The sequence below is a fragment of the Pseudomonas fluorescens genome, from assembly GCF_040448305.1.
GTDB classification, from domain to species: domain Bacteria; phylum Pseudomonadota; class Gammaproteobacteria; order Pseudomonadales; family Pseudomonadaceae; genus Aquipseudomonas; species Aquipseudomonas fluorescens_BH.
Genome location: NZ_CP148752.1, coordinates 2,815,889 through 2,829,986 on the forward strand (window position 1 = coordinate 2,815,889; position 14,098 = coordinate 2,829,986).

Sequence of the window (14,098 nt, forward strand, 5' to 3'; positions counted from 1 at the left end):
GCGAGCAAGCCCGCTCCCACATGGGGTTTGTGTGATGCCAATGACCGCGCAACACCCCCTACCAAATCACCCCCAAAGCTCCTTCGAAAGTAGCATTCGGGCGCTCATCGCCCCGTGCATTAATGGCTCTACCGGAATCACCCGGGCACAAGAAGAGGAATGACCCATGTGGACTAAACCCGCGTTTACCGATCTGCGCATTGGCTTCGAAGTGACGATGTATTTCGCCAACCGTTGATTGACCACCCGGCCAGCCGATGCGTTGGCCGGGCCTGCCTTCTGGAGCATCCGCCATGCACATCCGCGTTCTCGGTTCCGCCGCTGGCGGTGGTTTCCCGCAGTGGAATTGCAACTGCCGCCAGTGCGCCGGTGTGCGCAATGGCAGCCTGCGGGCCCAGCGCCGTACGCAGTCGTCGATTGCCCTGAGTGACGACGGCGTGGAGTGGGTGCTGTGCAACGCGTCACCGGACATTCGCGCGCAACTCGAGAGTTTTGCGCCATTGCAACCGGCGCGGCGCCTGCGTGACAGCGCCATCGCCGGCATCGTGCTGCTCGACAGCCAGATCGACCATTGCACCGGTTTGCTCAGCCTGCGCGAAGGCTGCCCGCATGACGTTTGGTGCACCGAGCGTGTGCACCAGGACCTGAGCAGCGGTTTCCCGTTGTTCAACATGCTCGGACACTGGAACGGTGGGTTGCACTGGCAACCGGTCGGTCTTGAGCGTCAGCCATTCAGCATCCCGGCCTGCGGGCATTTGCAATTTCGCGCGATTCCTCTGGTGAGCAACGCACCGCCGTATTCGCCCAATCGCGGCAACCCGCAACCGGGCGACACCGTTGGCCTGTTCATTGAGGACCTGCGCAACGGTGCCTCGCTGTTCTATGCCCCGGGCCTTGGTCGAATCGACGATGAAGTTCTGGGCTGGATGCGGCGTGCCGATTGCCTGCTGCTGGATGGCACCCTGTGGCGCGACGACGAGATGCGTATCTGCGAAGTCGGCCAGAGCCTGGGCAGCGAAATGGGGCACCTCCCACAAAGCGGCCCCGGCGGGATGCTTGAAGTGCTGGAGGGTTTCAACCGCCAGCGCAAGGTGCTGATCCACATCAACAACACCAATCCGATCCTCGATGAAGACTCGGCCGAGCGGGCGCTGCTGGAGCGGCGGGGGATTGAAGTGGCTTATGACGGCATGAGTATTGAGCTGTAGCCGATGGCCCCATCGCGAGCAGGCTCGCTCCCACAGGGGGAGCACCGCCTGTTCAATGTGGGAGCGAGCCTGCTCGCGAAGAGGCCTGCGCAGGCACAGCAAAAATTCCCGGAGAACAAAATGACTGACACCGCCATGTCCCCCACAGAATTCGAAGCCGCCCTGCGCGCCAAGGGCGCCTACTACCACATCCATCATCCCTTCCACCAAGCCATGTACGCCGGTCGCGCCAGCCGCGAGCAGATCCAGGGCTGGGTCGCCAATCGCTTCTACTATCAGGTCAACATCCCCCTGAAGGACGCCGCGATTCTCGCCAACTGCCCGGACCGCGACGTGCGCCGGGAATGGCTGCAACGGATTATCGACCACGACGGCGTCCCCGGCAGCGAGGGCGGTATCGAAGCCTGGCTGCGCCTGGGCGAAGCCGTGGGGCTGGATCGCGAGCAGATTCTGTCCCAGGAACTGGTGCTACCCGGTGTGCGTTTCGCCGTGGACGCCTACGTCAATTTCGCCCGTCGCGCCTGCTGGCAGGAAGCGGCCAGCAGTTCGCTGACCGAACTCTTTGCCCCACAGATCCATCAGTCGCGACTCGACGCCTGGCCGACCCATTACCCGTGGATCGACGCTGCTGGCTACGACTATTTCCGCACGCGCCTGAGCCAGGCGCGGCGCGATGTCGAGCATGGCTTGCGCATCACCCTGGTGCACTACGTGACCGCCGAGGGGCAGCAACGCATGCTGGAGATCCTGCAGTTCAAGCTCGACGTGCTGTGGAGCATGCTCGATGCCATGAGCATGGCCTACGAGCTTGGGCGCCAGCCGTATCACACGGTCACCGGCGACAACGTCTGGCACCGGGGGATCGCCCTGTGAGCCTGATCGATCGCCAGCAGTCACCGGCCTTGCGTCGCGGTTTTCGGCTGCAATGGGAGCCCCGTCAGGACTGCCACGTGCTGCTGTACCCCGAAGGCATGATCAAGCTCAACGCCAGTGCCGGACAGATTCTAGACCTGGTGGATGGCCAGCGCAGCGTGGCGGCGATCATTGAGCGATTGAGCGCGAATTTCCCCGGGGTACCCGGGATCGACGAAGACGTGCTGGCGTTTCTGGAGGTGGCCCATGCGCAATTCTGGATCGAGTGAGACGCTGCCGGGGCCGCCCTTGTGGCTGCTCGCCGAGCTGACCTACCGCTGTCCGCTGCAATGCCCCTATTGCTCCAATCCGTTGGATTTTGCCCGGCACGGCGAGGAACTGAGCACGCAAGAATGGATTCGCGTATTCCGCGAAGCGCGGGACATGGGCGCCGCGCAATTGGGCTTTTCCGGCGGCGAGCCTTTGGTTCGCCAGGACCTCGCCGAACTGATCAAGGCCGCCCGGGACATGGGCTACTACACCAACCTGATCACCTCCGGCATCGGCCTGACCGAGCAGAAGGTGCGCGACTTCAAGGTGGCCGGACTGGACCATATCCAGATCAGCTTCCAGGCCGCCGACGAGGCGGTGAACAACATGCTCGCCGGCTCGCGCAAGGCCTTTGCCCAGAAACTCGCCATGGCCCGTGCGGTGAAAGCCCAGGGCTATCCGATGGTGCTGAACTTCGTCACCCATCGGCACAACATCGACCGGATCGCGCAGATCATCGAGCTGTGCCTGGAGCTGGAAGCGGACTTCGTCGAATTGGCCACCTGCCAGTTCTATGGCTGGGCCGAACTGAATCGCGTCGGCCTGTTGCCCACCCGCGAGCAATTGCAGCGTGCCGAGCGCATTACTAATGAATACCGCGAACGCCTTGAAGCCCAGAGCCACCCGTGCAAGCTGATCTTCGTCACCCCGGACTACTACGAGGAACGCCCCAAGACCTGCATGAACGGCTGGGCCAACCTGTTTCTCGACATCACCCCCGACGGCACGGCCTTGCCTTGCCACAGCGCCCGGCAGTTGCCGGTGCAGTTTCCCAACGTGCGCGAGCACAGCCTCTCGCACATCTGGAACGACTCGTTCGGCTTCAATCGTTTTCGCGGCGATGACTGGATGAAGGAGCCGTGCCGCTCCTGCGATGAAAAGCACAAGGACCTGGGCGGGTGCCGCTGCCAGGCGTTCATGCTGATGGGCGATGCCAGCAATGCCGACCCGGTGTGCAGCAAGTCGCCGCACCACGGGGTGATCCTCAAGGCTCGCGAGGAAGCGGAGGCGCCGGGGTTGGGGATCGAACACCTGACGTTGCGCAATGCGAAGGCTTCGCAGCTGATCTACCGCGGATAAGCCTGGCGACACCAATCCCCTGTAGGAGCGAGCCTGCTCGCGATGGCGGAGTGTCAGCCAACAAACATGTTGAATGTTGAACCGCTATCGCGAGCAGGCTCACTCCTACAAGGGCGGCGCTTTGATCTTTGGTCTGATTGCATTCACAGCTGGATGGTTTAGTGTGGTTTCTACCTTCCAAAACAATAAAAACAGGCTTTCCAATGAGCCAGAGTCTCAACCAGCTGCGCAAATTCGTTTCCCCTGAAATCATCTTCGGTGCCGGTAGCCGGCACAGTGTCGGCAATTACGCCAAGACCTTTGGCGCACGTAAGGTCCTGGTGGTCAGTGACCCCGGTGTGATTGCCGCCGGCTGGGTCGCCGATGTCGAGGCCAGCCTGCAAGCGCTGGGCATCCAGTATTGCCTGTACTCCGATGTCTCGCCCAACCCTCGGGTCGAAGAGGTGATGCTCGGCGCCGAGCTGTACCGGGAAAACCACTGCGACGTGATCGTCGCCGTCGGTGGCGGCAGCCCGATGGACTGCGGCAAAGGCATCGGCATCGTCGTCGCCCATGGCCGCAGCATTCTCGATTTCGAGGGCGTGGACACCATCCGCGTGCCCAGCCCGCCGCTGATCCTGATTCCGACCACTGCCGGCACCTCGGCCGATGTCTCGCAATTCGTGATCATTTCCAACCAGCAGGAGCGCATGAAGTTCTCCATCGTCAGCAAGGCCGTGGTGCCGGACGTTTCGCTGATCGACCCGGAAACCACCCTGAGCATGGATCCGTTCCTGTCGGCCTGTACCGGCATCGACGCGTTGGTGCATGCCATCGAGGCCTTCGTGTCCACCGGCCACGGGCCGCTGACCGATCCCCACGCGCTGGAGGCGATGCGCCTGATCAATGGCAACCTGGTGCAAATGATCGCCAACCCGAGCGACATTGCCCTGCGCGAGAAGATCATGCTGGGCAGCATGCAGGCCGGGCTGGCGTTTTCCAACGCGATTCTCGGCGCGGTGCATGCCATGTCCCACAGCCTCGGCGGCTTTCTCGATCTGCCCCACGGCCTGTGCAACGCGGTGCTGGTCGAGCACGTGGTGGCCTTCAATTACAACTCGGCGCCAGATCGCTTCAAGGTGATCGCCGAGACCTTCGGCATCGACTGCCGAGGCCTGAATCACCGGCAGATCTGCGGGCGCCTGGTCGAACACCTGATCGCCCTCAAGCACGCCATCGGCTTTCACGAAACCCTCGGTTTGCATGGCGTCAGGACCTCGGACATTCCGTTCCTGTCGCAGCATGCGATGCACGACCCGTGCATCCTGACCAACCCGCGTGAATCCAGCCAGCGTGATGTCGAGGTCGTCTATGGCGAAGCCCTCTGACGAGCAGCAACGGGCCCTGGCCGGGCTGCTGGGGCTGGGCAGCCATTCGGCGCGCAAGAGTCATTACCCGGAGCTGGCTGCGCGCCTGGATGATCTGGAAGCCGAGCGTAACCGCTACAAGTGGCTGTTCGAAAACGCGGTGCACGGGATCTTCCAGGCCAGCCTGCACGACGGCATGCGCGCCGCCAATCCGGCGCTGGCACGCATGCTGGGCTACCAGGACCCGCAGGAGGTGCTGTTCTCCCTGACCGACCTGGCCAGCACCCTGTTCGTCGACGGCGCGCAGGAGCTGGAAACCATCGGCGAAATCCTCCGGCACCAGCGCAACTTGCACGGCTATGAAACCCGCTTGCGGCGCAAGGACGGCAGTCATGTGGATGTATTGATGAACCTGCTGCTCAAGCCCGGCCAGGAAGGGCTGGTGGAAGGCTTCGTCTCCGATATCACCGAGCGCAAGCTGGCCCAGCGACGTCTGCAGCAACTCAATGACGAACTGGAGCAGCGCGTCGTCGCACGCACCGATGAGTTGCTCGAAGCCAACCGTAACCTTCAGCAGCAGATCACCCAGCGTAAACAGATCGCCAAGGCCTTGCGCGACGCCCGCGATGCCGCCGAGGCCGCCAATCACAGCAAGGACAAATACCTCGCCGCCGCCAGCCACGACCTGCTGCAACCGCTGAACGCCGCGCGGTTGCTGATTTCGACCTTGCGCGAACGCAAGTTGCCGGAAGCCGAACAGGTGCTGGTGGAGCGCACTCACCAGGCGCTGGAAGGGGCCGAAGACCTGCTGACGGATCTGCTCGACATTTCCCGGCTCGATCAGGCTGCGGTCAAGCCGGACGTTGCCTCGTACCGCCTCGACGAACTGCTCGGGCCGCTGGTGTCGGAGTTCCAGTCCGTCGCCCAGGCGGCCGGCTTGAACCTGCGGGTGCGCATGGCCGATTGTGCCATCAGCACCGACTTGCGCCTGATGACGCGGATCCTGCGCAACTTCCTCAGCAATGCCTGCCGCTACACCGATGAAGGCAGCATCCTGCTGGCGGCAAGGCGTCGGGGCGAGATGTTGCGCCTGGAGGTCTGGGACACCGGGCGTGGCATCGCCGCCGACCGGCTCGACTCGATCTTCCTCGAGTTCAACCAGCTGGACGTCGGCCGCGCCGCCGACCGCAAGGGCGTGGGCCTGGGGCTGGCGATTGTCGAGCGCATCGCCAAGATCCTTGGCTACAGGATCGGCGTGTACTCGTTGCCGGGGCGGGGTTCGATGTTCAGCATCGAGGTGCCGATATCCGATGAGGTTCCGCTGCCCGTGAGCCAGGCGGTGCCACAACCGGGCACCGGCAACCCGCTGCCGGGCCGCCGTTTACTGGTGATCGACAACGAAGTGAGCATTCTCGACAGCATGAGCGCGTTGCTCGGGCAGTGGGGCTGCGACGTTCTGGTCGCCACCGATGAAGAGGCTGCGCTGGCGGCGCTACGCGGGCAGGCGCCGGAACTGATTCTCGCGGACTATCACCTCGATCACGGGGTGGTCGGCTGTGATGTGGTGCGACATTTGCGCGAGCATTTTCACCAGGACATTCCCGCGGTGATCATTACCGCCGACCGCACCGACCATTGTCGGCGTGCGTTGCAGCGGCTCAACGCACCCTTGCTGAACAAACCGGTGAAGCCCGGCAAGTTGCGAGCGGTGTTGAGTCAATTGTTGGGGGCATCTGCCTGAAGCGGCCGATATTGCAGGGTGAAGCCCGGTTCGGTGGATTGGCCTTGTTCCAGCAAACGCAACCCCGGCCGACCGGGCAGGTGGTGCGCGTTGAGCGGGTGGCTCACCGGTTCGATGCAGAAAAACCCCAGGCCCACAGGGAACGGGATTGTTAGCTGGAGATCATCGGCGGCAGCGTGCCGAGTAAAGAAACCGCCGCCACTGCGCCAAGCCTCAGCATCCACTCCAGCATCACGCTGGCGCGCAGTGTCTGCAGACGCTGTTCACAATCATCGAGCCGAGCAGGGCAGCGACGGTCAGGGTTTTCTTGAGCAGCATCGTGGGTACCTCAGGCAGTTTCCAAGTGCGCCGAGTTTAGCTTTACGACAGCGGCTGTACGAAGTTTCGTTTTCCCCTGTCGCCGCGGTCCAGAGCGGATGCTAGTCTTGCTCAACGTTGTTGTCGGGGATCCGCATGGGCAATCACAAGATCGAGATTCGTCGCAGTAACGTCGAAAAAATCCTGCTGGGGGCGGAAAAGGTCTTCGCTGAAAAGGGCTTCGGCAGCACCGCCATGGCCGACATCGCCGCTGAAGTGCAACTGCCGCGCTCCAACCTGCATTACTACTTCAGCACCAAGACCGAGTTGTACAGTGCCGTGCTGTTCGACTTGCTGGAAGTCTGGAAGCAGGACGCGCTGTGCTTCGAGATGTTCGATGACCCGCGTGTGGTGCTCAGCAGTTACATCCGCGCCAAGATGAACCATTCCCGCAGCCGGCCTTACGGTTCGAAAGTCTGGGCCAACGAAATCATCCATGGCGCGCCGACCCTCGGCGAGGCGCTGGATGCGAGCCTGTACGACTGGGCCAAGATGAAGGAAGCGAAAATCCGCCAGTGGGTGGAGGACAAACGCATCCTGCCGGTGGAGCCCTCGAGCCTGCTGTACATGATCTGGGCCTCGACCCAGCACTACGCCGACTTCGATCACCAGGTGAATATTCTCAATGATCATCAGCCATTGTCGGACATGCAGTTCGAAAAGGCGGTGCAGACGGTGACCAGTGTGATTTTGCGGGGGATTGGGCTGGAGCCTTGAGGTTGGGTGGTATGGCTGCCGGCCCCATCGCGAGCAGGCTCGCTCCCACAGTGTTTTATGTCGTACACAAATCCTGTGTACACCAGAGAAACCTGTGGGAGCGAGCTTGCTCGCGATGGCGTCATCTCAGACGCTGAAAACCTCAAGGGCTGACGTGATACGGATTCCTCGGATCATGATTCCAGTCCAGGAACGGCTTGCCAGTTTCCACCGGCACCATCTCGATACAGTCCTGCACCGGGCAGGTGATCTGGCACAGGTTGCAGCCCACGCACTCCTCATCGATCACTTGATACTTGTGAGTGCCGTCCGCTTGCTTGAGGCTGGCCACGGCCTGGTGCGAGGTGTCCTCACAAGCTATGTGGCAGCGACCGCAACCGATACAAGCCTCCTGATCAATCTTCGCGATCACCTGGTAGTTGATGTCCAGGTACTTCCAGTCCGTGGTGTTGCCCACCGCGCGGCCGGAAAACTCCGAAATGCTGGCGTAGCCCTGACTGTCCATCCAGCGTGACAAACCGTCCTTCATGTCTTCGACAATCCGGAAGCCATGCAGCATCGCCGCCGTGCATACCTGCACCGAGCCACTGCCGAGCGCGATGAATTCCGCAGCATCGCGCCAGTTGCCGATGCCGCCGATCCCGCTGATCGGCAGGCCCTGGGTCTGCAGGTCGCGGGCGATTTCGGCGACCATGTTCAAGGCAATCGGCTTGACGGCCGAGCCGCAGTAACCGCCGTGGGTGCTTTGGCTGCCGACCATGGGGTTGGCGACCATGCGTTCGAGGTTGACGCTGGTGATCGAGTTGATGGTGTTGATCAACGACACCGCATCGGCACCGCCACGGTGGGCGGCGCGGGCGGCGACTCGGATGTCAGTGATGTTCGGCGTCAGTTTGACGATCACCGGCAACGAGCAATAGGTCTTGCACCAGCGGGTGACCTGTTCCACGTATTCCGGCACCTGGCCGACCGCCGCGCCCATGCCGCGCTCCGGCATGCCGTGGGGGCAACCGAAGTTCAGCTCGATGCCGTCGGCGCCGGTGGCTTCCACCAGCGGCAGGATGTGTTTCCAGGATTCTTCGACGCAGGGCACCATCAAGGACACGATCAGCGCGCGGTCCGGCCAGTCCTTTTTGACCTGGGTGATTTCCCGCAGGTTGATCTCCAGCGAGCGGTCGGTGATCAGCTCGATGTTGTTAAAGCCCAGTACCTCCCGGTTAGCTCCGAAGTGCGCCGAGTAGCGCGACGACACGTTCACCGCCGCCGGGTCTTCCCCCAGGGTTTTCCAGACCACGCCACCCCAGCCGGCCTCGAAGGCGCGGACCACGTTGTAGGCCTTGTCGGTCGGCGGCGCGGAGGCCAGCCAGAATGGATTGGGTGCTTTGATGCCGGCGAAGACAATCGACAGATCGGCCATTTACGCAGCCTCCACGTTGAGCATCAGTTGAGCGTTGATCGCCTCGGCGGCGCGCTTGCCATGCTGCACGGCTTGCACGGTGAGGTCCTGATCGAGGCTGGTGCAGTCGCCGCCGGCATACACGCCGGGGATGCTGGTGCGCAGGTTTTCATCGACTTCGATGCGCTCGCCCTGGCGCTTGAGTTCACGGGCCAGCGGATCGGAGAGGGCGCTGCCATCGAAGGCCTGGCCGATCGCCTTGAAGATCGCATCGGCGGCCAGTTCGAAGGTTTCGCCGGTGGTTTGCAGGCGACCTTCTACCAAATGTGTACGGGCGAAACGCATGCCGCGCACCCGGCCGTGGTCATCGAGCAGCACTTCTTCGGGTTGTGCCCAGGTCATCAGCCGCACCTGATTGGCCTTGGCAATCTCCTGTTCGTGATGGGTGGCACCCATGTCCTCGATGCCACGGCGGTACACCAGATTCACGTCGTGGGCGCCGAGGCGGGCCATTTGCACCGCCATGTCGATGGCGGTGTTGCCCGCGCCGAGGACAATGCAGTGGTCGGCCAGGGGCAGTTGGCTCAGGTCATCGGCCTGGCGCAGTTCGCGGATGTAGTCGGTGGCGGCGAGCAGGCCGGGCGCGTCCTCGTGGGCCAGGCCCAGCTGTTTGCTGGCATTGAGCCCGAGGCCGAGGAACACCGCATCGAACTGTTGGTGCAGTTCGCTGAGGGTCAGGTTGTCCCCGAGTTTCTGTCCGTGGCGGATTTCGATCCCGCCGATTTCCAGCAGGAAGTCGAGTTCCTTTTGCGCGTAGTCATCCACCAGTTTGTATTTGGCGATCCCGTATTCATTGAGGCCGCCAGCCTTTGCCCGCGCCTCGAAAATCACCACGTCATGCCCGTGCATGGCACTGCGGTGGGCGCAGGATAAACCGGCCGGACCGGCACCGACCACGGCGATGCGTTTGCCGGTGGCGGTAGCACGCTGGAAGGGGTGCGTGCTGAAGTGGGCGTTGTCCACGGCGTAGCGTTGCAACAGGCCGATCATGACCGGTGCACATTCGTGAGCGTTGTTGCGCACGCAGGCTTGCTGGCAAAGAATTTCCGTCGGGCACACCCGGGCGCAACTGCCGCCGAGGATGTTGGCCGAGAGGATTTTCTGCGCGGCGCCTTGCACGTTGTCCTGCGCAATGTTGCGGATGAACGAAGGAATGTCGATCTCGCTCGGACAGGCATTCACGCAGGGCGCGTCGTAGCAATACAGGCAGCGCGAGGCTTCCAGGTGCGCCTGGCGCTCGTTGAGCGGCGGCGCCAGATCGGTGAAGTGGCCGGCAAGGGTGGCCGCATTCTCATGGGGATGCGGGAGGTGGTCCAGGGTCTTGATCACGGTTTTGGCCTCACGGTTATTTGAGGTGCTGCCTCTGAATGGGCATTGTTTTTTGTGTTTTCTGTGCGGGCCTCATCGCGAGCAAGCTCGCTCCCACAGTGGATCTCGGGTGTTCACAAAACCTGTGGGAGCGAGCTTGCTCGCGATAGGCCGAAGGCCGCTCTCAGCGTTTCACAGCAACAGGCTTGTGCAACTCAGCCCGCTTGCTCAGCAAATCAAACACCGCCGGATACGCCGGCCGTTCGATATAGCGCCCGGCCCCGCGTTCGGCCCGCAGGTCGCCGTCGGCCCAGACCACGCGGCCCTGGCTGATGGTGTGGCTGGGCACGCCACGCACGGTCTTGCCTTCGAAGATGTTGAAGTCCACCTGCTGATGGTGGGTCGTGGCGGAAATGGTCCGTGTGCCTTGCGGGTCCCATAGCACCAGGTCGGCATCGGCGCCCACACGAATCGCGCCTTTGCGTGGGTAGAGGTTGAAGATCTTCGCCGTGTTGGTGGACGTCAGCGCGACGAATTGCTGCATCGAAAAGCGTCCGCTGTTCACGCCTTCATCCCACAACACCGCCATGCGGTCTTCGATGCCAGCGGTGCCGTTGGGGATCTTGCTGAAGTCGTCGCGGCCAGCGGCTTTTTGCTCGGCGCAGAAGCAGCAGTGGTCAGTGGCGGTAGTGTGCAGGTTGCCCGATTGCAGGCCATGCCAGAGTGCCTCTTGATGGCCGCGAGGACGGAACGGCGGGCTCATCACATAACCGGCGGCGGTTTGCCAGTCCGGATCGCGGTAGACACTGTCGTCCAGCAGCAGGTGCCCGGCCAGCACTTCGCCGTAGACCGGCTGGCCCTTGCCCCGTGCGTAGGTGATTTCGTCTAGGGCTTCCTTGGTCGAGACGTGGACCAGGTACAGCGGCGTACCCAGGGTTTCGGCAATGCGGATCGCCCGGCTCGCGGCTTCGCCTTCAACCTGGGAAGGGCGCGACAGGGGATGCGCTTCCGGCCCGGTGATGCCCTGGGCCATCAGTTTGCGTTGCAGGTGATACACCAGTTCACCGTTTTCCGCGTGAACGGTCGGCACCGCGCCCAGTTCCAGGCAGCGTTCGAAACTCGCCACCAGGGTGTCATCGGCGGCCATGATCGCGTTCTTGTATGCCATGAAATGCTTGAAGCTGTTGACGCCGTGCTGGCTGACCAGCTCGGCCATTTCCTCGCGGACCTGTTCGCTCCACCAGGTGATGGCGACATGAAAACCGTAGTCCGACGCCGACTTCTCGGCCCAGCTGCGCCACTGATGGAAGGCTTCGAGCAAGGATTGCTGCGGATTGGGAATCACGAAGTCGATGATCGAGGTGGTGCCGCCGGCCAGTCCCGCCGCCGTACCGCTGTAGAAGTCTTCGCTGGCCACCGTGCCCATGAAGGGCAGTTGCATGTGGGTGTGCGGGTCGATGCCGCCGGGCATCAGGTATTGGCCGCTGCCGTCGAGCACTTCGGCGCCAGCAGGAACATCGAGTTTTTCGCCGATGGCCTTGATCACGCCGTCTGCGCAATACACATCGGCGCGATAACTTTCATCATGGGTAATAACGGTGGCGCCACGGATCAACAGAGACATTCCGAGTTCCTCGCAGGCAATGACCGGCTTATGCCGGTTCTAGATGTTCTATTTAAAAACAGCCCGGACAGATTGATTCCTGTCAGCGCTGTCAGGATTAAACGCTAGCTGCAGTTATCCGAATCGGCAAGAATATTTTTTATAAGCTTATGCTGTTATTAACTAATTGATATTTAACGATTAAATAAAAGAATCACCAAAATGGTGAGGCCGTTCACCATTTTGACGCACTTGACAGGATCGAAAAATAGTCAAGATTTCTTATGTGAAATCAGCTGTTTGAGTATGGTCTATGGTTGATGCGCAGCCATTGAAAAAAAGATCAACGCACCAGTTTGAGTCCTGACTGTCCGGACAACTTGCCTGGCATTCGGCCTGAGTGGCCTGACAAATAGTCGAGTCAGCGAATAAAACTGATAAACATCAGTTGGTTGCAATGTGTTTATGGAACTGCCCGATGCTTGATCGGGGTACACGGCACGTTTATTGATGCCGCCAGCCCCTGATGAGCAACAATAATCAAAAGAACAGTGGAGCGGCCATGCAACAGATCAGATCGCAAGTGACCGAGCGCGACGGCTTGTTCGAGCTCGAAGCCGGCAGCGATGTCCTCGACAGTCCCCGTTACAACCACGACATTGCACCGACCAAGGTGCGCGAACGCACCTGGAACAAATGGCACATCACCGCGCTGTGGGTGAGCATGGCGATCTGCGTGCCGACCTACACCCTCGGTGGCGTGCTGACCGCGTACTTTGGCCTGAGCGTCGGCGAGGCGCTGCTGGCGATTCTGTTTGCCAACATCATCGTGCTGATTCCCCTGACCCTGAACGCCTTTCCCGGCACCAAGTACGGCATTCCCTTTCCGGTGCTGCTGCGCTCGTCCTTCGGCGTGCTCGGCTCCAACATCCCGTGCCTGATCCGCGCCCTGGTGGCGTGTGGCTGGTTCGGTATCCAGACCATGTTCGGCGGGCTGGCGATTCACCTGTTCCTCGGCTCGGTGTTCGAGGGCTGGAAATCTTTGGGCGGTACCGGCGAGGTCATCGGCTTCATGGTGTTCTGGGCACTGAACCTGTGGGTGGTGATTCGCGGCGCCGAGTCGATCAAATGGCTGGAAACCCTGTCGGCGCCGCTGCTGGTGCTGGTGGGCGCAGGTCTGCTGGTCTGGGCCATGCCCAACGTGTCGATGAGCGAATTGCTGGCAATCCCGGCCAAGCGTCCCGAAGGCGCCGGCGTGGCCAGCTACTTCGCCGCCGGGCTGACGGCGATGGTCGGCTTCTGGGCCACGTTGTCACTGAACATTCCGGACTTCAGTCGCTACGCAAAAAGCCAGAAGGACCAGATTGTCGGGCAGATCATCGGTTTGCCGCTGACCATGTTCCTGTTCGCGTCCCTCGGCGTGGTGATGACCGCGGCCTCGGTGAAACTGGTGGGGGTGACGGTTTCTGATCCAGTGACGCTGATCGGCCATATCCAGAGCCCGGTTTGGGTCGCACTGGCGATGGCGCTGATCATCATCGCCACGCTGTCGACCAATACCGCAGCCAACATCGTGTCGCCGACCAATGACTTCCAGAACATCGCGCCCAAGGCGATCAACCGCACCAAGGCAGTATTGCTCACCGGGTTTGTCGGGTTGGCATTGATGGCCCATGAGCTGCTGAAAAAACTGGGCCTGATTGTCTCGGACGTCAGTCTCGAAACCGTCTATTCCAACTGGTTGCTGGGTTATTCCAGCCTGCTGGGGCCAATCGCCGGGATCATGGTGGTGGATTATTTCCTGATCAAGAAGCAGCAACTCGACCTTGCCGGGCTCTACAGGGACGACGTGTATCCGGCGTGGAACTGGAGCGGGTTCATCGCGTTTGGTGTGCCGGTGGTGCTGACGCTGCTGTCCCTGGGCAGCGATGCGTTCAGCTGGTTCTACAGCTATGGCTGGTTTACCGGCTCGGCGCTGGGTGGGGTTATTTATTATGGGTTGAGTGTGATGCGGCCTAGCCCATCTGTCGCTAAATCTACGGTGTAAGGGAGGGCCTCATCGCGAGCAAGCTCGCTCCCACAGGTTTTGTGAACACCCGA

At 61.6% G+C, this 14,098-nt stretch carries 12 protein-coding genes and 2 pseudogenes; 9 read left to right on the forward strand and 5 right to left on the reverse strand.

The features are described 5' to 3' along the window. Positions 1-166 precede the first annotated feature (166 nt). From pqqA to WHX55_RS12865, 7 genes are all read left to right on the forward strand, one after another. Positions 167-238 carry a pyrroloquinoline quinone precursor peptide PqqA gene (gene pqqA / locus WHX55_RS12835; protein WP_003253598.1) on the forward strand — a complete coding sequence of 24 codons (72 nt, stop codon included), beginning with the start codon at positions 167-169 and terminating at the stop codon, positions 236-238. A 55-nt stretch (positions 239-293) separates the two neighbouring features. Continuing rightward, a complete protein-coding gene (pqqB, locus tag WHX55_RS12840) occupies positions 294-1,208 on the forward strand; it encodes a pyrroloquinoline quinone biosynthesis protein PqqB (protein WP_150754663.1) in 915 nt (304 codons plus the stop codon). Between the two features lie 120 nt (positions 1,209-1,328). Then, a complete protein-coding gene (gene pqqC, locus WHX55_RS12845; RefSeq protein ID WP_353742778.1) occupies positions 1,329-2,081 on the forward strand; it encodes a pyrroloquinoline-quinone synthase PqqC in 753 nt (250 codons plus the stop codon). After that, the gene (gene pqqD / locus WHX55_RS12850) at positions 2,078-2,350 is read left to right on the forward strand and encodes a pyrroloquinoline quinone biosynthesis peptide chaperone PqqD (RefSeq protein WP_007972043.1); all 273 of its coding nucleotides are present in this window, start codon (positions 2,078-2,080) and stop codon (positions 2,348-2,350) included. The genes pqqC and pqqD overlap by 4 nt, the downstream gene beginning before the upstream one ends. Next, positions 2,328-3,470, forward strand: a complete 1,143-nt coding sequence (gene pqqE / locus WHX55_RS12855) for a pyrroloquinoline quinone biosynthesis protein PqqE (protein WP_353742779.1) — start codon at positions 2,328-2,330, stop codon at positions 3,468-3,470. The genes pqqD and pqqE overlap by 23 nt, the downstream gene beginning before the upstream one ends. 203 nt (positions 3,471-3,673) lie before the next feature. After that, complete coding sequence (gene ercA, locus WHX55_RS12860) at positions 3,674-4,837, forward strand: alcohol dehydrogenase-like regulatory protein ErcA (RefSeq protein ID WP_353742780.1); 1,164 nt, start codon at positions 3,674-3,676, stop codon at positions 4,835-4,837. After that, positions 4,821-6,557, forward strand: coding sequence for a NahK/ErcS family hybrid sensor histidine kinase/response regulator (locus WHX55_RS12865; RefSeq protein WP_353742781.1), 1,737 nt, complete (start codon positions 4,821-4,823; stop codon positions 6,555-6,557). The genes ercA and WHX55_RS12865 overlap by 17 nt, the downstream gene beginning before the upstream one ends. Here WHX55_RS12865 and WHX55_RS12870 read toward each other — a convergent pair. After that, positions 6,533-6,697: pseudogene (locus WHX55_RS12870) on the reverse strand (aldose 1-epimerase); the annotation flags it as partial. The gene WHX55_RS12865 and the pseudogene WHX55_RS12870 overlap by 25 nt on opposite strands. A gap of 11 nt (positions 6,698-6,708) precedes the next feature. After that, positions 6,709-6,875, reverse strand: a pseudogene (locus WHX55_RS12875) (copper resistance protein CopD); the annotation flags it as partial. A 135-nt stretch (positions 6,876-7,010) separates the two neighbouring features. Here WHX55_RS12875 and WHX55_RS12880 point away from each other — a divergent pair. Next, positions 7,011-7,631, forward strand: coding sequence for a TetR/AcrR family transcriptional regulator (locus tag WHX55_RS12880; protein ID WP_223542598.1), 621 nt, complete (start codon positions 7,011-7,013; stop codon positions 7,629-7,631). Positions 7,632-7,773: 142 nt separating this feature from the next. Here the strand turns inward: WHX55_RS12880 and preA are convergent, their stop codons facing one another. The 3 genes from preA to hydA form a co-directional block, all read right to left on the reverse strand. Further along, positions 7,774-9,048 carry an NAD-dependent dihydropyrimidine dehydrogenase subunit PreA gene (gene preA, locus WHX55_RS12885; protein WP_353742782.1) on the reverse strand — a complete coding sequence of 425 codons (1,275 nt, stop codon included), beginning with the start codon at positions 9,046-9,048 and terminating at the stop codon, positions 7,774-7,776. After that, entirely contained in the window at positions 9,049-10,416 is a 1,368-nt protein-coding gene (locus WHX55_RS12890; protein WP_353742783.1) for an NAD(P)-dependent oxidoreductase, read from the reverse strand. Between the two features lie 163 nt (positions 10,417-10,579). After that, positions 10,580-12,019 (reverse strand): dihydropyrimidinase, encoded by a 1,440-nt coding sequence (hydA, locus tag WHX55_RS12895; protein ID WP_353742784.1) that lies wholly within the window; start codon positions 12,017-12,019, stop codon positions 10,580-10,582. Between the two features lie 541 nt (positions 12,020-12,560). Here hydA and WHX55_RS12900 point away from each other — a divergent pair. After that, positions 12,561-14,045 (forward strand): NCS1 family nucleobase:cation symporter-1, encoded by a 1,485-nt coding sequence (locus WHX55_RS12900; protein WP_353742785.1) that lies wholly within the window; start codon positions 12,561-12,563, stop codon positions 14,043-14,045. Positions 14,046-14,098 lie beyond the last annotated feature (53 nt).

Coding starts and splice junctions, on each gene's coding strand:
- WHX55_RS12880 (WP_223542598.1), top strand. CDS start 7,011: ATGGGCAATCACAAGATCGAGATTCGTCGCAGTAACGTCGAAAAAATC.
- hydA (WP_353742784.1), bottom strand. CDS start 12,019: ATGTCTCTGTTGATCCGTGGCGCCACCGTTATTACCCATGATGAAAGT.
- preA (WP_353742782.1), bottom strand. CDS start 9,048: ATGGCCGATCTGTCGATTGTCTTCGCCGGCATCAAAGCACCCAATCCA.
- ercA (WP_353742780.1), top strand. CDS start 3,674: ATGAGCCAGAGTCTCAACCAGCTGCGCAAATTCGTTTCCCCTGAAATC.
- WHX55_RS12865 (WP_353742781.1), top strand. CDS start 4,821: ATGGCGAAGCCCTCTGACGAGCAGCAACGGGCCCTGGCCGGGCTGCTG.
- WHX55_RS12900 (WP_353742785.1), top strand. CDS start 12,561: ATGCAACAGATCAGATCGCAAGTGACCGAGCGCGACGGCTTGTTCGAG.
- pqqE (WP_353742779.1), top strand. CDS start 2,328: ATGCGCAATTCTGGATCGAGTGAGACGCTGCCGGGGCCGCCCTTGTGG.
- pqqB (WP_150754663.1), top strand. CDS start 294: ATGCACATCCGCGTTCTCGGTTCCGCCGCTGGCGGTGGTTTCCCGCAG.
- pqqC (WP_353742778.1), top strand. CDS start 1,329: ATGACTGACACCGCCATGTCCCCCACAGAATTCGAAGCCGCCCTGCGC.